The following is a 19,655-nucleotide window of genomic DNA, read 5'->3' as shown; positions in this document are numbered from 1 at the left end:
GGCGCGCGTGGGCGAGTGGCCCTGTGGAGCGAGGCGGGGCGGGCGCATGAGCGAGCGGAGTGAGCGAGTCGTTGAGGGGCGCGCGTGGGCGAGTGCCTCTGTCGAGCGAAGCGAGGCAGGCGCATGAGCTGGTGGCAGCAGCCACTGGTCGGCTTCGACCTGGAGACCACGGGCACCGACCCGGCCGTGGACCGCATCGTCACGGCCGCGCTCGTGGACACCGTCGGGGCCCGCCGGGTGGAGGTCGCCGGCTGGCTGCTCGATCCCGGGGTGCCGATTCCCGCCGAGGCGGAGGCGATCCACGGGATCGGGGACGACGTCGCCCGGCGCAAGGGGCGGCCGGCCAAGGAGGCGGTGGAGGAGATAGCCGCGGCGCTCTGCGAGCGGCTCGCGGCGGGGCGGCCGGTGGTCGGGTTCAACGCGCCCTTCGACCTCTCCCTCCTCGACGCCGAGCTGCGCCGGCACGGGCTGGCGACGCTCGCCGAGCGCCTCGGCCGTCCGGTCGGGCCGGTGCTGGACGCACTGGTGATCGACCGGGCGGTGGACAAGTACCGCAAGGGCTCCCGCACCCTGCAGCGCGTCTGCGAGGTGTACGGCGTCGAGCTGACCGACGCCCACGAGGCCGGCAGTGACGCCCTGGCAGCCGTCCGCGTCGCCGTCGCCCTCGCCGAGCGCTACCGCTCCGAGGTCGGCGACGTGGCCCCGGCCGACCTGCACGAGCGTCAGGTCCACTGGTACCGGGAGTGGGCCGAGGGCCTCCAGGCCTGGCTGCGCCGCGGCAAGGACCCGCAGGCGGTGGTGGACCCCCGCTGGCCGCTGCGGTAGCGGGCGGCGCGGCCTGCCGGAGTCCCGGATGATCACACGACCCGCGCGGCCCGCCGACCTGCCCGGTTTCCTCGCCCTCGCCGCCGAGGTCGAGCACTGGTTCGGGCCGATGGTGGACGACCCCGGGTTCCGCCGGGCCGTCGTCAGGAACATCGACCGCGGGCGCGCCACGGTGGTGGACGGCCCGGACGGCGGCCTGCTGGGCGGTCTGCTGGTGGGGGGTCCGCCGGTGGGCGGCGCGCCGTCGGTGCACCACCTGCACTGGCTGGCGGTCGCCGAGCGGGCCAGGGGAGCGGGCGTGGGCCGGGCGCTGGTCGAGGACGTGCTGCGCCGGCGGGTCCGGGTCCGCCCGGCGACCGTCGAGGTGGTGACGTTCGGCGCGGACCACCCCGGGGCGGTCGTGAGCGGGGCCCGGGTGTTCTGGGAACGGCTGGGCTTCACGCCGGCCGAGGCGGCGGAGCCGGGGCCGGAGGGCGGCTCCCGGCAGGTGTACCGGCTCCACCTGGCCTGACGGCCGGAGGCCTACTGGAGGTCGAGCCCGACGGGGTGGCCGAGGTCCTGCGGGCAGACGAAGACGTGCAGTTCGCCGTGGCGGCCGACGCTGAGGTCCGGGTCGTCGCCGCTCTCGACGGTGAGCAGGTGCCGCATCCGGGCGCCGCAGGCGCCGCAGTCGACGGGAATCAGGTCGGTGGAGCGCCAGGACGGCCAGCCGCCGAGTTTCCAGCCCCCGGCGCAGGCCAGGCCGCGGTGGTACTCGGTGCCGTGCCGTTCGGCGAACTCCTCGGCGGCGGTGTGGAGTTCGCCGGGAAGTTCGTCGCGGTCGGGGAGGTCGCGGATCTGCTCGGGGCGCAGCACGCACGGCGTGGGCAGGTACTCGTCGTCCGAGCGCCGGGGCCGCGGGGGAGTACGGGGCGCGAGGCCGTCGGCGCGCTGCCAGTGGAGTTCGACGGCGGGTCCGTAGTAGTAGCGCTCGCCCTGGATGTCGTCGTGGTCGTTGGGGCACCAGAGCACCTGGAGCACGTCGGCGCCGTCGGGCCAGGGCAGGTGGGGTGCGTCGGCGGCGCGGACGCGCAGGACCGGGACGAGGGCGATCGCGCCGGCGGGCGGTTCGGGGACGGTGCGGTGGGTGCGCCAGTTGACGTGGTCGAGCGAGTCGGCGCCGGCCGTGATCCGCTCGGTCTCGGCGAGTTCGTCGTCGGTGAGGGTGTGGGCGCCGCCGTTCCCGCGGGCGCGGTCGCGCACGGCCGTGACGATCGCCGTCATGATCTCCCGGTCTCGCGGGAGCACGTCCTCGTAGGCGTCGTCGAGGTGTTGGGCGGTGCAGTGCGGCCAGGGCGCGCCGTCGGGCCAGAGCGCGGGCCCGCCGAGCGAACTCCCGTGTGCGGTGGGCGTTCCGGCCTCGGGGTGCAGCAGGGTGGCCGGCCGCAGGTAGGGCGCGAGGGCGGGCACGGCGTCGACGAGGCCGGCGGGCGTGGGGTCCGTCACGCGGTTCACCGTAGCGGACGGCGCCCCGGTCGCCCGGTGCGCCGTCCGTCGCCGTGGGCCGACAGGCCTAGGCCGCCGGGAGGTCGAAGGTGTAGCCCTGGGCGACCAGCCACGGCAGCAGCTGCTTGAGCGCGGCCACGGTCTGGCTGCGGTCGCCGCCGCCGTCGTGCATGAGGATCACACCGCCGGGCCTGAGCTGGCTCTGCACGGTGGAGACGATCGCCGGCACGCCCGGGCGGGACCAGTCGCGCGGATCCACCGACCAGCCCAGGGACTTCATGCCGAGGCCCGCCGCGATGTGCTCGTTGTCGGCGTTGAAGCCGCCGCCGGGCGCGCGGAACCAGGTGACCTGGGTTCCGGGGCCGCCGGCCTTGACGATCATGTCCTTCGCGCCGGAGATCTCGGCCACGGCCTTGTCGTGCGGCAGCTTCTGGAACGGCTGCGGGTGGTGCACGCTGTGGTCGCACAGCCGGTGCCCGGCCGCGAGGACCTTCTTGACCAGGCCCGGGTTCGCGGCGGCGTTCTGGCCGATCTCGCAGAAGGTGGCCTTGACGTTGTACTGGGCGAGCAGGTCGAGGATCTGCTGGGTGGCCGGGCCGGGGCCGTCGTCGAAGGTGAGGGCGACACTCCGGCCGCCGGAGGCGGTCGAACCGATCACGCTGGTCGTCGACAGCGGCGTGGTGGGCACGGCCGGGGCGGCAGCGGCGGCGGACGGGTTCGCGGTGGACGGGCTCGTCCCGGGAGAGGTGCCCGGCGTCCTCGGCGTGCGCGGCGTGACCGGCGGCGCGGCCCGGCCGCTCGCGCCCGCGGTGGCGGGCACGCCGTCCGAACCGGGCGTGCCCGGCGTGCCCGGCGCCGGGTCGGTGCTCGGCGAGATCGTGATCGCGCCCTTCGCGGACGGGGAGGTGCTCGGCTGGAGGGCCCCGCTGGCCGTCCCGCAAGCGGCGACGCCCAGCGCGGCGGCGACGGCGGCACTGCCCATGACCAGCCGGCGGCGGAGGCGGGCCGAGGGGTTCGGGGAGGCGGGCCGGCGGGCGGCTGACTGGGGCATGGCGGCGGCTCCTGGGGAACTGGGGGCGGGTGCCGATCCTCTCGGTCAGGATGACTGTCCGATAGGACGCCGATCGTAGTTGCCCCGGTTGCGTGCCGGACCGCTCCGTCGTAGGAGTCTTCTCACAGTCGCCCGGGTTGGCGTCCGGCCGCCGCCACGGCTGTCCCACCCGTCCCGCCAAGCCCCTCCGGGCCCCTCAGAACGGGTACCAGCGCACGTCCGTCGCCCCGTCACGCAGCGAGTCGACCCGCCGCCGGAACTCCGCCAGCGCCGCCGGGCTGCCCGCCGCCTGCTGCGCCACCCACGAGGCGCTGGCGGTCTCGCGGGCGCCGCGCAGCACCGCGAACCCCGGCCAGTCGCGCACGTCCCACCCGTACGCGGCGGTGAACGCGAGGTACTCCTCGCCCGGCACGCCGTACCGGTCGTGGCTGAGGGCGAGCACCACGAGGTCGTGCTCGCGCAGGTCCTGCGAGACGTTCTCCAGGTCGAGCAGGACGGGCCCCTGCGGGCCGACGTGGACGTTGCGCGGCAGCGCGTCGCCGTGGATCAGCCCGGGTTCCAGGTGCGGGGTGAGGTCGGGCAGGGCGGCGGCGAAGGCGTCGCGGCGGCGGCGCAGGAACGCGACGTCGGCCGGGTCGACGTGGCCCTCGGCGGAGGCCAGCCAGCGCTCGACCGGGGCGAGCAGGTCGCGCCGGGCCAGCGGGAAGGGCGGCAGCGGCAGCCGGTGCAGGTCGCGCAGCAGCGGGGCGAGGTCGGCGGGCCGGGCGGGGCGGACGGCGGGGGCGAGCCGGTGCCAGAAGGTGACGGGGTGCCCGTCGGCGAGGTGTGGTCCGGGTGCGACGGCCCCGTACGGGCGAACCACCGGGACGCCCTGCCCCGCCAGCCAGTTCGCGACGGCGAGCTCGTGCCGCGCCCGCTCCCGCAGCCCGGGGCCGCGGCCGACCTTGGCGACGACGGCGGGTTCGCCGAGGTCGAAGACGGCGTTCTCGCCGAACGCGAGCAGCCGCGCGTCGCCGGGGTCCGGCAGGCCGGCCGAGGCGCAGGCGTCGGTGAGCAGGAGCCGGGCGCGGCCCTCGTCGAAGGGGGTCATGACCTGGCTCCGTTCCGCCGGCGTTCGTCCGGAGGCCTCCGGACGGTGATCATCATGACGCACGGACGCCGGGCCCCGCGCGATGCGGAGCCCGGCGCCGTCCGCGGGCCGGTCCGGGGCCCGGCTCAGACCCCGACCCGGGGCCGGTGCGGGGTCGGGCCGGCCGTTGCGCCGCCGGTGCCGACCGGCGGGAAGGGCTCGCCGTGCGAGAGGTCCGGCAGCCGACGGAGCCAGCGCGGCAGGTACCAGTTGCGCTCGCCGAGCAGGGTCATCACGGCGGGCAGCAGGACCGCGCGGATCACGGTGGCGTCGATCAGGACGGCGACGGCGAGGCCGACGCCCATCTGCTTCATCGCCTGCATCGAGAGGGTCCCGAAGACCGCGAACACCGCCACCATGATCACCGCGGCGCTGGTGACCACCCCGGCCGTGGAGCGGATGCCGTGGGCGATCGCGGCGCGGGTCGGCAGGCCGCGGTCGTGGCCCTCCTTGATCCGGGAGACCACGAAGACGTGGTAGTCCATCGAGAGGCCGAAGAGGATCACGAAGAGGAACAGCGGCACCCAGGACTCCACCGCGCCGACCCCGGCGGTGCCGAGCAGCGAGGCGCCGACGCCGTGCTGGAAGACCAGCGTCAGCACGCCGTAGGCGGCGCCCACCGAGAGCAGGTTGAGCACGACGGCGGTGGCGGCGACGGCCGGCGAGCGGAAGGAGGTGAGCATCAGGAGGAAGGCGAAGGCGATGACGAAGCCGAACACGGCGGGCAGCGAGCCGGTCATCTTCGCGTTGAAGTCGTGCGAGCCGGCGGTCTGCCCGGTGACGGGGGCCTCGGTGCCGGGCACCTTGAGGACGGTGGCGGGCACGATGTCGTCGCGCAGGGCCTTGAGCGCGGCGTTGCTGGTGGCGTCGTTGCCGCTGCCGTCGAGGGGGATGTCGACGGTGGCGACGTTCTGCTCGCGGTGCACGGTGACGTCCACCGGGCCGTGCATCCGGCCGCTGGCGAGGGCGCGGGCCTTGAGGTCGGCGATCGCGGCGGTCATCGCGGGGGAGGAGATGTCGGTGGCCCTGATGACGACCGTGGCGGGGGCCGGGCTGCCGGGGAAGGCGGCGTCGATCTTCTGCGCGGCCGTCACGAGGGCGTTGCCGCGCGGCAGTTGCTGCTGGAAGGTCAGGTTGGCGGTGTGCATGGTGAGCAGCGGTGCGGCCAGCCCGAGCAGGAACGCCCCGGCCAGCAGGGTGGCCGCCAGCGGCCGGCGCAGGACCGGCGTGAGGACGGCGTTCCAGAAGCGCCCGCCCGTGGGCGCGGCCTCCGGCCGGCGCAGCCTGCCGAGGAACGGCACACGGCCCTTCGCGACGCGGTCGCCGAGCATCGACAGCAGCGCGGGCAGCACGGTGAGCGAGCCGAGGACGGCGGTGATCACGACGACGATGGTGCCGAAGGCCATCGCCCGGAAGTCCGCGATGCCGGTGAGGAACATGCCGGCCATGGCGACGACCACGGTGACGCCGGAGACCAGCACGGCCCGGCCGCTGGTGGCGGCGGCGACGGCGAGCGCGTCCGCGAGGTCCCGCCCGGCGGCCCGCTCCTCGCGTTCGCGGCGCAGGTAGAAGAGGCAGTAGTCGACGCCGACGGCGAGGCCGACCAGCAGCATCACCGAGCTCGCGTCGTCGCTGGTGTGCAGCAGCCCGCTGCCGAGGGCGACCAGTCCGCCGGCGGCGACGAACGCGGTGAGCGCGAGCACGACCGGCAGGACGGCGGCGACCAGCGCGCCGAAGGCGACCAGCAGGATGCCGAGCGCGAGCGGGACGGCCGTCCACTCGGCGCGGGTGAAGTCGTCGGCGAACTGGTCCTGGATCCACTTGCCCGAGCTCGCGTCGCCGAGTTCGACGACGGTCAGTGCGGGGTGCTGCTTCTGCACGCCGGCCACCGCGTCCATGACGGCGGGGACGCCGGCGACGGCCTCGTCGCGGTCGCCCTTGAGCGTCAGCTGGACGAGCGCGGAGTGGCCGTCCGCGGAGACGGCCTTGGTGTCGTAGGGGGAACGGACGGCGGCGGCCTTGCCGGTGCCGTCGACCGCGGCGATCACCTGGGCGACGGCGGCCCGGAACGCCGGTGCGTCGGCGGACAGTTCCGGGCTCTGGACGAGGACGGTCTCGCCGGCCGGGGTCTTGATCCCCGCGTCGTCGAGGATCCGCGCGGCCCGGGACACCTCGCCGGGCACCGACTCGTCGCGGCCCACCTTGGTGCCGCCGTGCATCCCGCCGAGCACGGCGGCGAGGACGACGAACAGGAGCCAGCCGAAGACGGCGGTCTTTCTGTGCCGGGCGCTCCAGGCGCCCATCGCGGCGGCCGTGCCGAGCCTGGTCTTCACGGACTTCCCCCTGGGAGAACGGCGTGGGCGGCGGCCCCGGCCGCCGGGCGCCGGGGTGCGTTCCGGTGCCGTGAAAGACGGTAGGAAAAGGCGGGTCGGGCCGGAATCCGGCTGGCGGGGTACCCGGCCCTGGTGCCCGCCTCGGGGTCGGGGTGGGGTTTTCCCTACCTTCCGACCCTGATCCCTCCTCCCCGGGGGTGGGGGCGGGCTCCACCCTGAGGGGGAGCAGTCTCCACCCGGAGCACGAGGTCAAGGGGTATGCGGACGGGCGAGACTGGTGCGGGGCCGCGGACACGGGGGGCCTCACGGGGGCGGCCTGCGAAAACAACTTGCCGGGCGGCAAGCAAGTACTCGTAGGATAAGTCTCCAGACCAACTTACCTGCCGACCGGTAAGGGGGCGCCCGCGCGCGCCCCCGCCCGGTCCTGCCGTCGCCCGGCGTCCCGTCCCCAAGGGCTGCGGTGAACCATGCCCAGGAGGCATCGAGCATGTTCCACCGACTAGGACAATTCGTCGTCCGCCGCGCCTGGTGGGTGATCGCGGCGTGGGTCGTCGCGATGATCGCCATCGTCGCGAGCGCGCCCGCGGTCACCTCGCAGACGGACGAGTCCGCGTTCCTGCCCAAGCACTACGAGTCCATCCAGGCGGCGCAGCTCCAGGAACGGGCGTTCCCGTCGAGCTTCACCCCCGCCGCCCTGCTGCTCTTCGAGCGCAACGACGGCCAGAAGCTCACCGCCGAGGACCAGACCTCGATGGAGAAGGTCGTCAAGGGCCTGACCGACGAGAACATCCCGGCCGTCCAGCAGATCCTGCCGGTCTCCGAGAAGGCGAAGTCCGCGGACGGCAAGTACGCGCTGTCCATGGTCGCCATCGACAAGTCCAAGATGCAGGACAAGGAGTACACCGACGCGGCCAAGAAGCTGCGCGAGGACGGCTCCAAGCTCGCCGACGGCACCGGCCTGAAGTTCCAGGTCGGCGGCCAGGCGGCCAGCAGCCTCGACCAGCAGGACGCCTCCGGCGCCACCGACATGATCGTCATGCTCGGCAGCCTGCTGCTCGTCATCCTGATCGTCGGCGTCATCTTCCGCAGCATCCTGGCCGGCCTCCTGCCGGTCCTGCTGTCGCTGGTCATCGCGATGCCGGTGGCCAACGGCCTGATCGCCGACGCGATCAAGATCTTCGACCTCAAGTCCTCCCCGATGACCTCGGCGATCCTGATCATCGTCGTGCTCGGCGTCGGCACGGACTACTTCCTGTTCCTCGCCTTCCGCTACCGCGAGCGGCTGCGCACCGGCGAGGACCGCAAGACCGCCGTGGCCAACGCCGTCGGCCGGGTCGGCGAGGCGATCGCCTCCGCCGCCGGCGCGGTCGCCGTCGCCTTCGCGGTGCTGATCCTCTCCAGCCTCGGCATGTTCACCGCGCTCGGCCCGGCGCTCGCCATCGCCGTCGTCGCGACCGCCCTGGTCTCGCTGACCCTGGCCCCCGCCGTGCTCACCGTCATCCCGTCCAAGGCCGTGTTCTGGCCGGGCAAGAAGTGGATGCAGGAGCCCAAGAACGCCCGCTTCGCCGCGCTCGGCCGGATGACCGGCAAGAAGCCGGGCCTGGTCGCCCTGGTCTCCGGCGGCGTCCTCGTGGTGCTGGCCCTGGCCGGCCTCAACTACAACGGCACCTACGACCTCGCCGGCAGCTCCATGCCGAAGAACAAGGAGTCGATGGTCGTCCAGGACAAGCTGATGACGGCCTTCTCGGCCGGCGCGGCCGACCCGAGCCACGTCTACCTGACCACCACCAACGGCGCCAAGCTGACCGACGCCGCCCTGAAGGACTTCGCCGGCAAGCTCGGCGCGGTCGACGGCGTGGCCGGCGTCGTGACGCCGAGCGCGGAGAACAAGGCGATCAGCGCCGACGGCACCACCGGTGACTTCACCGTGCTGCTCAAGGACGCCCCGGCGTCCAACAAGGCGATCGACACCATCGAGAAGGTCCGCGACGCCGCCCACGCGGCCGCCCCGGCCGACTCGAAGTCGCTGGTCGGCGGCATCACCTCGGTGTACAAGGACATCAACACCGCGATGGTGCACGACTACACGCTGGTCTTCCCGATCGCGGCCCTGCTCATCATGCTCATCCTGGGCCTGCAGCTGCGCAGCGTCGTGGCCCCGTGGTACCTGATGGCCTCGGTCGGCCTCGGCTTCGGCGGCACCCTCGGTGCCACCACCCTGCTGTTCCAGAACATCAAGGGCGAGCCCGGTCTGATGTTCATGCTGCCGATCTTCATCTACCTGTTCGTGGTGGCGATCGGCACCGACTACAACATCCTGATCATCGCCCGCCTCCGCGAGGAGGCCCGCGAGGGCCGCAGCCCGCGCGAGGCGGCCCGCGAGGCCGTCAAGCACGGCGGCCCGACGGTCGCGGCGGCCGGCTTCATCCTGGCGGCCTCGTTCGCGACCTTCATGCTCGCGGGCAACGTCCTGTTCATGGAGCTCGGCTTCTCGCTGGCCTTCGGCATCGTGCTGGCGGCCTTCGTGATGGCGATGTTCTTCACCCCGTCGCTCACCGCGCTGCTGGGCCACCGTGCCTGGTGGCCCGGCCACGGGGACGGCGGCGGCCACGGCGGCGGCTCCGTACCGCTCCAGGACGCACACGGTGTGCCGGAGCCGGCCGGGCGGCGCTGAGCACCCGGCCGACCCGTCCGGCCGGCTCGTCCGGCCGGGTGATCCGGCTCACCGGTCCGACCCGGTGATCCGCTCGCCCGGCCCGGCGCCGGGTCCGGCACCATGGTCAACAGGCGGCGTCCCGCTTCGGCGGGGCGCCGCCTGCCCGCTTCCCGAGGCCCGCAAACGTGATCTCCAGAGCACAGAATCCCCCGGTCAATCGGGGTGTCTCCGTGCTACAGTCGATTCAGTTGCAGTTTTGGTTCCCATGAACGCTTGTGTGCGCCTGCTGGTCCCAACCAACAGGCGCATTTGTTTTGTCCGGTGTTTCAGTCTCCGGATGGGGATCGCGGCTACTTAGGGGTTCACGCGGTGTGGATCCCTGATGCCCCAGTTTTAGAGGAGACGGTTATGGCTACCGGCACCGTGAAGTGGTTCAACAGCGAGAAGGGCTTCGGCTTCATCGAGCAGGCCGAGGGCGGCCCGGACGTGTTCGCCCACTACTCGAACATCGTTGCTCAGGGCTTCCGTGAGCTCGTCGAGGGCCAGCAGGTCGAGTTCGACGTGACCCAGGGCCAGAAGGGCCCGCAGGCCGAGAACATCCGCGTCATCTGAGTCCAGCCCCCGAGCTGACTCGCGATCTCGCGTAGCGGGGGCCCGCACCGCTCGGTGCGGGCCCTCGCGCATGCCGCCGCACGGCGGCAGAAGCCGCCATACGGCCGGGGCGGCGTATCTCCCACCGACGGCCGACCAGCCCGTACTCCGGGCTGCCGCCGACCGACCGACGGAGAACCCGTGACCACCCCTGCCCGCACGCCGCGCGACCGCGGTGCCCGTACCGAGGGCGCCCGCACCGAAGGCACCCCGCGCACCCGCAAGCCGCGCGGCCGCACCGGCGCCGGCCCCGCCGCCGGATCCCGCGCCCCCAAGACCTCCCGCGCCACCGCCGCCGCGCCCGCCGACTTCACCGTCGTCCAGGGCACCCCGTCGCGGCCCCCAGCGGCCACCTTCGCCGAGCTCGACCTGCCCAAGGCGATCCTGTCCGCGCTCGGCCGCGAGGGCGTCACCGAACCGTTCCCGATCCAGGGCGCCACGCTGCCCGACTCGATCGCCGGGCGCGACGTGCTCGGCCGCGGCCGCACCGGCTCCGGCAAGACCCTCGCCTTCGGCCTGCCGCTGCTCGCCCGCACCGCCGGGCGCCGCGCGGACGCCCGGCACCCGCTCGCGCTCGTGCTGGTGCCCACCCGCGAGCTCGCCCAGCAGGTCACCGAGGCGCTCACTCCCTACGCCACCGCCGTCAACCTGCGGATCACCACCGTCGTCGGCGGCATGTCGATCGGGCGCCAGGCCAACGCCGTCCGCCGCGGCACCGAGGTCCTCGTCGCCACCCCCGGCCGGCTCGACGACCTGATCGGCCGCGGCGACGTCGTCCTGTCCGACGTCGCGATCACCGTCCTCGACGAGGCCGACCAGATGGCCGACATGGGCTTCCTGCCGCAGGTCACCAAGCTGCTGGAGCAGGTCGCCGAGGGCGGGCAGCGGATGCTGTTCTCCGCCACCCTGGACCGCAACGTCGACCGCCTGGTCAAGCGCTTCCTCTCCGACCCGGTCACCCACTCGGTCGACCCCTCGGCCGGCGCGGTCAGCACCATGGACCACCACGTCCTGCAGCTCGACCCGGCCGACAAGGCGTCCACCACCGCGCACATCGCCTCCCGCGACGGCCGCCTGATCATGTTCGTGCACACCAAGCACGGCGCCGACCGGCTCGCCAAGCAGCTGCTCGCCAACGGCGTCAAGGCCGCCGCGCTGCACGGCGGCAAGTCCCAGCCGCAGCGCAACCGCGTCCTCGACCAGTTCCGCGACGGCCACGTCACCGCGCTGATCGCCACCAACGTCGCCGCCCGCGGCATCCACATCGACGGCCTCGACCTCGTCGTCAACGTCGACCCGCCGGTCGACCACAAGGACTACCTGCACCGCGGTGGGCGCACCGCCCGGGCCGGCGAGTCCGGCACGGTCGTCACCCTCGTCCTGCCCGAGCAGCGCCGCGAGGTCAACCGGCTCATGACGGTCGCCGGCATCCGCCCGACCGTCACCAAGGTCCGCCCCGGCGACGCCGACCTCGCCAAGATCACCGGTGCCCGCACCCCCAGCGGCGTCGCCGTCACCGTCGCCGTCCCGGTGCCCGCCGCCGAGGCCGACGCCAAGCCCAAGGCCGAGGGCAAGGGCGCCCCGCGCCGCCGCCCCGGCAAGCGCTCCGGGCTGCCCGCCGACGTCGACATGAACGGCAACCCGCGCCGCCCCCGCCCCAAGCAGCGCATGGGCGCCGCCGCCCAGGGCGACCGCCCCCAGGCGGCCGGCTTCATCGGCCGCTCCGCCGGGCGCGCCAAGCCCGGCAGCGGCACCAAGTCCGGCTCCAACTACGGGACCGGCCGCCAGCGCCGCAAGTTCGACTGACGCGCACACGCGCGGAAGGGCGCTCCCCGGCATCCCGGGGAGCGCCCTTCGCCGTACCGGCCGCCGTCAGGGCCGCGCTCAGGCCGTGGCGGGGACCGGCGCGAGCAGCCGCAGCCGCCCGTCCGTCTCCGCGTCCCGCGGCGACAGCACCACCAACTGCAGCCCACCCGGCACCTGCAGCACATGCTGGTCGATCCGCAGCACACCCAACTCCTCGTGTCGCAGCGACTTCTGCGTCCCGCCGCGCTCCTCCACCTGGTGCTCGTCCAGCCAGCGCTCCGCCTCCGGGTACGACCCCCGCACCTGCGCCATCAGCCGCCCCAGCCGCCGGCCCGCCGCCGTCGCGTCACCGCCACGCTCCGCGTAAGCCGACCGCAACTGGGCCAGGAAGCGCCGCGCGTGGACCTCCCAGTCCACCACCCGCGCCCGGTGCACGGCGTTGCCGAACACCACCCACGCCAGGTTGCACCGCTGCGGCGGCCCCGACGACAGCGCGAACAACGCCTCCGCCCCCGGATTCCACGCCCGCACGTCCCAGTTGACGTCCATCAGGAACGCCGGCGCCGGCCACTGCGCGTGCATCAGCCGGAGCAGCGCCGCCGGCACCTCCGCCGGCACCTCCACCTCGCCGTCCAGCGGACGGGCACCCGCGAGCCGGAACAGGTAGGCCGTCTCCGCCCGGTCCAGCCGCAACGTCCGCGCCAGGCTCCCCAGCACCTCCGGCGACGGATTGATCGCCCGCCCCTGCTCCAACCACGTGTACCACGTCACCCCCACCCCGGCCAGCAGCGCCAGCTCCTCCCGCCGCAGCCCCGGCGTCCGCCGCCGAACCCCCGGCGCCAGCCCGACGTCCCCCGGCGCCAGCCGGGCCCGACGGCTGCGCAGGAAACCCCCCAGCGCCACCCGGCGCTCCTCCGCCTCACCCATGCCCCCGCCCTCCCTGGTAGTCGCACTACCAGTATCACCACGCACTGCTGCGCCCCGGCGGCCCGCGCGAAGCTCGATCACGTCAACCGATCGCACGTCCAAGGGAATTCCGATGAACCGTCGTCAGAGTCTCTTCACACGCCGCACCCTGGTCGCGGCCGCCGCCTCCGCCGTCCTGCTCGGCACCGCGGGGGCCGCGCCCGCCGCCGCCCGCACCATCGGCGCGCCGGCCGTCATCACCGGGCACGCGGACACGCTCGTCCCCGAGAGCGTCGCCTGGGACCGCGAACACCACCGGTTCCTCGTCGGCTCGCTGCGGCACGGCACCGTCTGCGAGGTGCGGACCGACGGCGGCGTCCGCACCCTCGTCGACGACCCCACCCTGCTGGAGGTCGCCGGACTGCGGGTCGACGAAGCCCGCGGCCGCGTCCTCGTCACCAACCTCGACAACGGCGTGAGCGACCGCAGCGCCAGCGCCACCAACGGCAGGATCGCCGGCCTCGGCGCCTACGACCTGGAGACCGGCCGCCGCCTCTTCTACGTCGACCTCGCCGCCGTCGCCGGCGACGGCGGCCCCCACCTCGCCAACGACATCGCCGTCGGCCCCGACGGCACCGCCTACGTCACCGACTCCTTCGCGCCCGTCGTCTACCGCGTCGGCCCCGACGGCAGCGCCTCCGTCCTCGTCCGCGACGACCGCCTCACCCCGCGGCCCGGCACCTACGGCCTCAACGGCATCGTCTACCGGGACGGGCGGCTCGTCCTCGGCAAGTGGGACGACGGCACGCTGTGGCAGGTCCCGCTGCGCGACCCGGCCGCGGTGCGGCGGATCGAGGTCACCGGCGGCGACACCGCCTCGCTGCTCCACCTCGACGGCCTGGGCGCCCGCCCCGGCGGCGGCATCGCGGGCGTCACCAACGCGTTCTTCGGCGCCGGCCGCGACACCGAGGTCGAACTGCGCTCCGACGACCACTGGAGCACCGCCCGCCTGGTCACCGTCCGCCCCTCCGCCGACCCCACCCCCACGGCCGTCACCCCCGGCCCCGCCGGCCACCTCTACCAGCTCTCCGGAGGCCTCGCCGAAGCCCTCGGCGGCCACCCGACGAACAGCTTCACCCTGCGCCGCCTCTGAGCGACCGGGAACCGGGGGAGAGCGCGATCCATGGGGTGTCATCGGGTGTCGTCACCCTTCGGGACCCATCGACTCGAGGGAGGCTCCCGTTCGTCAGCATCCTGTCGGGAGTGCCGTGGTCGATGGAGGGGAGGGCGGCGAAGGACGACCGACAGCGAAGCGGCTCTCGAAGCGATCGCCGAGTACGACGAGACGCACGAGCCGGCCGAGAGGGGATCACGAGTGCCGAACCGGCCGAGCCGGTGCCGGCGTTCGAACGCCACGTCCAGCGGGTGCGCAGCCGCTGGACGGCCGTCGAGGACGCCGAGGAGACGCACTGGGCAGGGAAGGCGGTGAGGTGACCGTCGGTTCGCGAACTCAGGCCGTGAGAGCGGGAATCGCCCGGGACACCTGCAGAGCCTCGTCGTAGCGCTCCAGGAGGAGGGCGGCGAGTTCGGGGGCAGCGCCCAGCACGTCGGCGCAGAGGTCGGCGTCCGTCGCCGCCTCCGTGATGCGGTCCGGGAGGCGGCCGGGGGCCAGGAGGTAGGGGGACACGGCGGTGCGGGCGGCGCCGGCGGCGCGCAGGGCGGCCAGGGCCTCGGGAACACGGGGGCCCGTGCCGGCCGCGTAGGCGACCTCGACCGCGGCCCAGCCGCGGGTGCGCCGCCACTCGGCGGCCACCGCGCGGGTCGCGGCGTCCGCCGCCGGGTCGGAGGAGCCCGCCGCCGCGAGCAGCACACCCGTGCGGGCCCGCACGGCCGCCGACGCGACGTCCAGGCCCGCCCCCGCCAGCCGCCGGTCGAGCGCGGCGAGCAGCAGCGGCGACGGGCCGAGGACGTCCGCCACCGGCAGCCCCGCGCCCGCCGCGCGCAGGGCCGCCGGGATGTCGTGCTTGGCGTGGAACGCCCGGTTCAGCAGGAGCGGCACCGCCACCGCCGCCCCGAGCCGCCCGACCACCTGCGGGATCCGCGGCGCGCAGTGGTCCAGGTACGCCGTCGCGACGTCGAGCCCGGGCCGCTGCGCCCGCACCCGGTCGACGAGCGCGGCCACCGTCGCGGCGTGCCGCGGGTCGCGGCTGCCGTGGGCGATGAGGAGGAGGGCGGTCATGCGGTGCGTCCCTACTTCGCGGCGGCCAGCAGGCCGCGGTTGCGCAGCACCCGGCGCTCGACCGGGGTGAACACGAGCAGTTCGATGGCGATGCCGACGAAGAGGATCAGGAGGATGCCGAGCAGCACGCCGGACATGTCGGAGAACTCGCGCTGGTTCTCCAGGTACCGCCCGAGCCCGAGTCCGAGGTCGGGGGAGGAGGCGACGAGTTCGGCGGCCATCAGCGAGCGCCAGGAGAACGCCCAGCCCTGCTTGAGCCCGGCGAGGTAGCCGGGCAGCGCGGCGGGCAGGAGGACGTGCCGGGCGCCGGTGAGGCCGGTGGCGCCGATGGTGCGTCCGGCGCGCAGGAACAGCGGCGGCACCTGGTCGATGCCGGCGACGAGGCCGTTGGCGATGGAGGGCACGGCACCGAGCAGGATCACCGCGTACATCATCGAGTCGTTGATGCCGAGCCAGATCACCGCGGCCGGCACCCACGCGACCGACGGCAGCGACTGCAGGCCCTGCAGGACCGGGCCGATCGCGGTGCGCACCGGCTTGACGCGGGCGACGACCAGGCCGATCGGGGTGCCGATGACGACGGCGAGCAGGAAGCCGGACAGGCCGCGCCACACGCTCGTCCAGATGATCGAGAACAACGTGCCCTGGTACCAGAGGTCCTGTGCGGAGTGCCACACGTCCAGCGGGCTGGGCAGCTTGTAGGACGAGGTGAGGTGCAGGCTGTACGCGCCCTGCCACAGCGCGAGCACGACGACGACACCGAGCAGCGGCGGCAGCGCCTTCTGCCGCAGCACCTCGCCGAGCGAGCTGCGCTGGGCGGAGACGGCGTCGAGGGCGTCGAGGCCGGCGCCGACGTCGGCGGTGTCGGCGGCTCCGCGCTTGTCCAGGGCGGGGGTGGTGTCAGTGCTGGACATGGCGACGGATCTCCCCACGCAGTTCTTCGGTGATCTCGATGGACAGGTCGGCGACGCCGGCGGACTCGATGCGCCGCGGCTGCGGCAGGTCGATGTGCCACTCGCGGGCGATGCGGCCGGGGCGCGAGGAGAGCAGCACGACGCGCTGGGCGAGGCGGACGGCCTCGCGCACGTTGTGGGTGACGAACAGGACGGACAGCTGCCGCTCGGCCCAGATCCGGGTGATCTCGTCGTGCAGGACGTCGCGGGTGATGGCGTCGAGCGCGGCGAATGGCTCGTCCATCAGCAGCACCTTGCTGCCCTGGGCGAGGGCGCGGGCCATCGCGACGCGCTGGCGCATGCCGCCGGACAGCTCGTGCACGCGCTTGCCGTAGGAGCCGCTCAGGCGCACGAGTTCGAGGAGCCGCTCGGCCTCGGCGCGCCGCTCGGGGCGGGGGACGCCGGCGAGCTTGAGGGCGAGTTCGATGTTGCGCCCGGCGGTGAGCCAGGGGAACAGCGCGTGCTCCTGGAACATCAGGGCGGGCCGGGCACCGGGCACGTCGATGCTGCCGCGGGTGGGCCGGTCGAGGCCGGCGACGAGGTTCAGCAGGGTGGACTTGCCGCAGCCCGAGGCGCCGAGCAGCGTGACGAACTCGCCCGGCGCCACGTCGAGGGTGATGTCGTCCAGGACGTGGGTCTGCGCGCCGGGGCGGCCGAAGGACTTGTGCACGTGCGAGATCCGGACGGCGGGCGCGGGCGCGGGCGCGGCGCCGGCGGTGCCGGGGGCGTCCGCCGAGGTGGTCAGTGCCGAGGTCATCCGGGCACCTCCTGCGTGAGTGGTCTGGCGGGGGCGGGGAGCTTGGGAGCCGGGGTCCGGCCCCGCCCGTCCGGTGGGCATCGATCGGGGATCGACCGGGCGGGCGGGGCCGGACCGCGGAACTGGAGGGGAGGCGGCGCTACTTGGCGCCGAGTCCGGCGTCCGCCACGGGGGCCTGGCCCTTGGCCGCGAGCACCTTGTTCAGCGGCCCGAGGTCGTAGATCCCGTTCAGGTTGGGCTTCTTGAGCAGCCCCGCGGTCACGGCGTGGTCGGCCTCGGCCTGCAGGGTGCCGGCCAGCGGGTCGTCCAGGAAGTCGATGTCCGCCCAGGCCGGGTCGAGGACGGCGGGCTCCAGCGCGTTGCCGGAGTCCTTCCTGATGGCCTCGTTGGCGTCGGCCTTGGCCTTGTCCGGGTTGGCCTTGATGAACGCGTTGGCGTTCACCGAGCCGCGCAGCACGGCCTCCACCACGTCCGGGTGCTCCCTGAGGAACTTCTGCGAGACGATGATGTTGGTGATCACGAACTTCTTGTCCGGCCAGAGGTCCTTCTCGTCGAGCAGGACCTTCGCGCCGAGGGTGACCAGCTTGGAGGCGGTGGGCTCGGGCACCCAGGCGCCGTCGATGGAGCCCTGCTTGTAGGCGTCGGGGGTGACCTTGTTGTCGGTGCGCACCACCGAGACGTCCCCGGCTCCGGAGCTCGGGTCGACCTTGTAGCCCTTGCCCGCCAGGTAGTTGAGCAGCGCCACGTCCTGGGTGTTGCCCAGCTGCGGGGTGGCGATCTTCTTGCCCTTGAGGTCGTCGAGGGAGGAGATCTTGTCCGGGTTGACGACCAGCTTGACCCCGCCGGAGGCCGAACCGCCGATGATCTTCAGCGACTTGCCGTCGGACTTGGTGTAGCCGTTGATCGCGGGGGAGGGGCCGATCCAGCCGATGTCGATGGAGCCGGCGTTGAGTGCCTCGATCTCGGCCGGTCCCGCGTTGAAGACCTGGGTCTTGATCTGGGTGGCGCCGAGCTCCTTCTGGAACAGGCCCTCCTGGAGGCCGACCAGGGCGGTGCCGTGGGTCAGGTTGGCGAAGTAGCCGATCTTGACCGTGTCGGCGGAGAGCTTGCCGCCGGCGGCCGGAGCCCCGGAGGCGGCGGCGGAGCCGGCGTCGCCGGAGGACTTCCCCTCGGCCTTGGAGCCGTAGCTGCAGGCGGACAGCAGGGCGACGGTGGCCAGGCCGGCGACGGCGGCCGCGGCGGCGCGTCTGATCCGTCCGGCGTTGGGGCGTGCCCGGCGATGCCGGAAGAGGGTGTGCGAGGGTGCCGGGGTGGGTGCCATGGTGAAGTCCTGTTCGTGGACGGACCGTCAGGAGGCGGTCTCGGGGACGTGGCGGTCGCCCTGCGGGGCGGCCGAGGATCGCGACTCAGCGCTGGCGGCCCGCACATCGGGTCAGGCCGCCCTGGCCGCTGCCGAGCACGCCGCTGCCGATGCGGCCGCCTTCCTTGTCCATCCCCGAGAACGCCTCGCTGGGCATCAGACCCAGTCCTCCTCTTCGGTGGCGTCGTCGACGTCGGTGCCGCGTACGGTGTCGAAGGCCTCGCCCGCCATGCCGGCGGTGAGGGTGGTGCCGTCGGCCGGGTCGATCAGGAGGAACGATCCGGTGCGGCGGTTGTCGGAGTAGGCGTCGAGCGCCAGCGGCTCGGCGGTGCGCAGCACCACGTGGCCGATGTCGTTGACGTTCAGCCCGTCGGCGCCGGAGCGCTGCTCCAGGGTGTCGATGTCGATCCGGTAGGAGATCTCCTTGACGAGCGCGCGGACGGTGCGGGTGGTGTGCTTGAGCAGCACCTTGTCCCCGGCGCGCAGCGGGCGCTCGTTGAGGTGGCTGACGGTCGCCTCGACGTCCTTGGTGGGGACGGGGGCGGGGCCGGCCGCGATGAGGTCGCCGCGGGAGACGTCGATGTCGTCGGCGAGGCGGACGGTGACCGACTGGGGGGCCCAGGCGATGTCGGTCTCCTCGCCGAGCACGTCGATGCCGGCGACGGTGGTGGTGTGGCCGGAGGGCAGCACGGTGACGGCGTCGCCGACGCGCAGCACGCCGGAGGCCAGCTGGCCGGCGTAGCCGCGGTAGTCGGGGTGCGCCTCGGTCTGCGGGCGGATGACGTACTGGACGGGGAAGCGGGCCGGCTCGGCGCTCGGGTCGCTGCCGACCGGGACGGTCTCCAGGTGCTCCAGGAGGGTCGGTCCGCCGTACCAGTCCATGTGGGCGGAGGGCTCGACGACGTTGTCGCCGGCGAGGGCCGAGATCGGCACGGCGAGGACGTCCTTGACGCCGAGGGAGGCGGCGTAGGCGGTGAACTCGGCGGCGATGGCGGCGAAGACGGGCTTGGCGTAGCCGACGAGGTCCATCTTGTTGACGGCGAGCACGACGTGCGGCACGCGCAGCAGGGCGGCGACGGCCGCGTGCCGGCGGGTCTGCTCGACGACGCCGTTGCGGGCGTCGACGAGGACGACGGCGAGCTCGGCGGTGGAGGCGCCGGTGACCATGTTCCGCGTGTACTGCACGTGGCCCGGGGTGTCGGCGAGGATGAACCGGCGCCGCGGGGTGGCGAAGTAGCGGTAGGCGACGTCGATGGTGATGCCCTGCTCGCGCTCGGCGCGCAGGCCGTCGGTGAGCAGCGCGAGGTCCGGCGCGGCCTGCCCGCGGTTGCGGGAGGCGTGTGCGACGGCCTCCAGCTGGTCGGCGAGCACGGACTTGGAGTCGTGCAGGAGGCGGCCGACGAGGGTGGACTTGCCGTCGTCGACGGAGCCGGCGGTGGCGAAGCGCAGCAGCGACGTGGCGGTGCCGGTCTGGGTCATGCCGGCCTGGGCGGTGCTGGTCATG

General features: G+C 73.9%; 16 protein-coding genes. 6 read left to right on the top strand and 10 right to left on the bottom strand.

Translation table 11 applies throughout. The annotated features are described in order from the left end of the window. The first annotated feature begins 123 nt into the window (after positions 1 to 123). Positions 124 to 825: an exonuclease domain-containing protein gene (locus tag AB0C76_RS10995; RefSeq protein WP_359962898.1), complete on the top strand. Its 702-nt coding sequence runs from the start codon at positions 124 to 126 to the stop codon at positions 823 to 825. A gap of 28 nt (positions 826 to 853) precedes the next feature. Beyond that, on the top strand, positions 854 to 1,336 hold the full coding sequence (locus AB0C76_RS10990) for a GNAT family N-acetyltransferase (RefSeq protein WP_359962896.1): 483 nt from the start codon (positions 854 to 856) through the stop codon (positions 1,334 to 1,336). 11 nt (positions 1,337 to 1,347) lie between these two features. Here AB0C76_RS10990 and AB0C76_RS10985 read toward each other — a convergent pair whose 3' ends face one another. From AB0C76_RS10985 to AB0C76_RS10970, 4 genes are all read right to left on the bottom strand, one after another. Further along, positions 1,348 to 2,310: a hypothetical protein gene (locus AB0C76_RS10985; RefSeq protein WP_359962894.1), complete on the bottom strand. Its 963-nt coding sequence runs from the start codon at positions 2,308 to 2,310 to the stop codon at positions 1,348 to 1,350. Positions 2,311 to 2,377: 67 nt separating this feature from the next. Then, positions 2,378 to 3,361 carry a polysaccharide deacetylase family protein gene (locus AB0C76_RS10980; protein ID WP_359962891.1) on the bottom strand — a complete coding sequence of 328 codons (984 nt, stop codon included), beginning with the start codon at positions 3,359 to 3,361 and terminating at the stop codon, positions 2,378 to 2,380. A gap of 196 nt (positions 3,362 to 3,557) precedes the next feature. Further along, positions 3,558 to 4,451 (bottom strand): aminoglycoside phosphotransferase family protein, encoded by an 894-nt coding sequence (locus AB0C76_RS10975; RefSeq protein ID WP_359962889.1) that lies wholly within the window; start codon positions 4,449 to 4,451, stop codon positions 3,558 to 3,560. Between the two features lie 125 nt (positions 4,452 to 4,576). Beyond that, positions 4,577 to 6,793 (bottom strand): MMPL family transporter, encoded by a 2,217-nt coding sequence (locus tag AB0C76_RS10970; RefSeq protein ID WP_359963173.1) that lies wholly within the window; start codon positions 6,791 to 6,793, stop codon positions 4,577 to 4,579. A gap of 517 nt (positions 6,794 to 7,310) precedes the next feature. Here AB0C76_RS10970 and AB0C76_RS10965 point away from each other — a divergent pair. From AB0C76_RS10965 to AB0C76_RS10955, 3 genes are all read left to right on the top strand, one after another. Next, on the top strand, positions 7,311 to 9,497 hold the full coding sequence (locus AB0C76_RS10965; protein WP_359962887.1) for an MMPL family transporter: 2,187 nt from the start codon (positions 7,311 to 7,313) through the stop codon (positions 9,495 to 9,497). Between the two features lie 390 nt (positions 9,498 to 9,887). Then, complete coding sequence (locus tag AB0C76_RS10960; protein ID WP_218202470.1) at positions 9,888 to 10,091, top strand: cold-shock protein; 204 nt, start codon at positions 9,888 to 9,890, stop codon at positions 10,089 to 10,091. Between the two features lie 180 nt (positions 10,092 to 10,271). Next, positions 10,272 to 11,936 (top strand): DEAD/DEAH box helicase, encoded by a 1,665-nt coding sequence (locus tag AB0C76_RS10955; RefSeq protein WP_359962884.1) that lies wholly within the window; start codon positions 10,272 to 10,274, stop codon positions 11,934 to 11,936. A 78-nt stretch (positions 11,937 to 12,014) separates the two neighbouring features. Here AB0C76_RS10955 and AB0C76_RS10950 read toward each other — a convergent pair whose 3' ends face one another. Further along, a complete protein-coding gene (locus tag AB0C76_RS10950; RefSeq protein ID WP_359962881.1) occupies positions 12,015 to 12,863 on the bottom strand; it encodes a helix-turn-helix transcriptional regulator in 849 nt (282 codons plus the stop codon). A gap of 112 nt (positions 12,864 to 12,975) precedes the next feature. Between AB0C76_RS10950 and AB0C76_RS10945 the strand changes: the two genes are divergently transcribed. Continuing rightward, positions 12,976 to 13,995: a hypothetical protein gene (locus AB0C76_RS10945; RefSeq protein ID WP_359962878.1), complete on the top strand. Its 1,020-nt coding sequence runs from the start codon at positions 12,976 to 12,978 to the stop codon at positions 13,993 to 13,995. Between the two features lie 357 nt (positions 13,996 to 14,352). On the opposite strand, the gene AB0C76_RS10940 is transcribed toward AB0C76_RS10945, so the two are convergent. The 5 genes from AB0C76_RS10940 to AB0C76_RS10920 form a co-directional block, all read right to left on the bottom strand. Next, positions 14,353 to 15,081: a CbiX/SirB N-terminal domain-containing protein gene (locus tag AB0C76_RS10940; protein WP_359962875.1), complete on the bottom strand. Its 729-nt coding sequence runs from the start codon at positions 15,079 to 15,081 to the stop codon at positions 14,353 to 14,355. Positions 15,082 to 15,092: 11 nt separating this feature from the next. Continuing rightward, the gene (locus tag AB0C76_RS10935; protein ID WP_359962873.1) at positions 15,093 to 15,995 is read right to left on the bottom strand and encodes an ABC transporter permease; all 903 of its coding nucleotides are present in this window, start codon (positions 15,993 to 15,995) and stop codon (positions 15,093 to 15,095) included. Further along, positions 15,982 to 16,791, bottom strand: a complete 810-nt coding sequence (locus tag AB0C76_RS10930; protein ID WP_359962870.1) for an ABC transporter ATP-binding protein — start codon at positions 16,789 to 16,791, stop codon at positions 15,982 to 15,984. Before AB0C76_RS10930 ends, AB0C76_RS10935 begins: the two co-directional genes overlap by 14 nt. Before the next feature lie 139 nt (positions 16,792 to 16,930). Next, on the bottom strand, positions 16,931 to 18,112 hold the full coding sequence (locus tag AB0C76_RS10925) for an aliphatic sulfonate ABC transporter substrate-binding protein (protein ID WP_359962867.1): 1,182 nt from the start codon (positions 18,110 to 18,112) through the stop codon (positions 16,931 to 16,933). 195 nt (positions 18,113 to 18,307) lie between these two features. Beyond that, positions 18,308 to 19,654, bottom strand: coding sequence for a GTP-binding protein (locus AB0C76_RS10920; RefSeq protein WP_359962864.1), 1,347 nt, complete (start codon positions 19,652 to 19,654; stop codon positions 18,308 to 18,310). Position 19,655 lies beyond the last annotated feature (1 nt).

Origin of the sequence: Kitasatospora sp. NPDC048722 (assembly GCF_040650235.1) — a bacterium.
Classification (GTDB): Bacteria; Actinomycetota; Actinomycetes; order Streptomycetales; family Streptomycetaceae; genus Kitasatospora.
Note: the sequence above shows the minus strand (reverse complement) of the source record. Positions and strands in the feature narration are given on the sequence as shown.

Excerpts from the sequence above, each read along its gene's own strand:
- AB0C76_RS10995 (WP_359962898.1), top strand. The coding sequence starts at position 124 with ATGAGCTGGTGGCAGCAGCCACTGGTCGGCTTCGACCTGGAGACCACG.
- AB0C76_RS10990 (WP_359962896.1), top strand. The coding sequence starts at position 854 with ATGATCACACGACCCGCGCGGCCCGCCGACCTGCCCGGTTTCCTCGCC.
- AB0C76_RS10980 (WP_359962891.1), bottom strand. The coding sequence starts at position 3,361 with ATGCCCCAGTCAGCCGCCCGCCGGCCCGCCTCCCCGAACCCCTCGGCC.
- AB0C76_RS10975 (WP_359962889.1), bottom strand. The coding sequence starts at position 4,451 with ATGACCCCCTTCGACGAGGGCCGCGCCCGGCTCCTGCTCACCGACGCC.
- AB0C76_RS10970 (WP_359963173.1), bottom strand. The coding sequence starts at position 6,793 with ATGGGCGCCTGGAGCGCCCGGCACAGAAAGACCGCCGTCTTCGGCTGG.
- AB0C76_RS10965 (WP_359962887.1), top strand. The coding sequence starts at position 7,311 with ATGTTCCACCGACTAGGACAATTCGTCGTCCGCCGCGCCTGGTGGGTG.
- AB0C76_RS10960 (WP_218202470.1), top strand. The coding sequence starts at position 9,888 with ATGGCTACCGGCACCGTGAAGTGGTTCAACAGCGAGAAGGGCTTCGGC.
- AB0C76_RS10950 (WP_359962881.1), bottom strand. The coding sequence starts at position 12,863 with ATGGGTGAGGCGGAGGAGCGCCGGGTGGCGCTGGGGGGTTTCCTGCGC.
- AB0C76_RS10945 (WP_359962878.1), top strand. The coding sequence starts at position 12,976 with ATGAACCGTCGTCAGAGTCTCTTCACACGCCGCACCCTGGTCGCGGCC.
- AB0C76_RS10940 (WP_359962875.1), bottom strand. The coding sequence starts at position 15,081 with ATGACCGCCCTCCTCCTCATCGCCCACGGCAGCCGCGACCCGCGGCAC.
- AB0C76_RS10935 (WP_359962873.1), bottom strand. The coding sequence starts at position 15,995 with ATGTCCAGCACTGACACCACCCCCGCCCTGGACAAGCGCGGAGCCGCC.
- AB0C76_RS10930 (WP_359962870.1), bottom strand. The coding sequence starts at position 16,791 with ATGACCTCGGCACTGACCACCTCGGCGGACGCCCCCGGCACCGCCGGC.
- AB0C76_RS10925 (WP_359962867.1), bottom strand. The coding sequence starts at position 18,112 with ATGGCACCCACCCCGGCACCCTCGCACACCCTCTTCCGGCATCGCCGG.
- AB0C76_RS10920 (WP_359962864.1), bottom strand. The coding sequence starts at position 19,654 with ATGACCAGCACCGCCCAGGCCGGCATGACCCAGACCGGCACCGCCACG.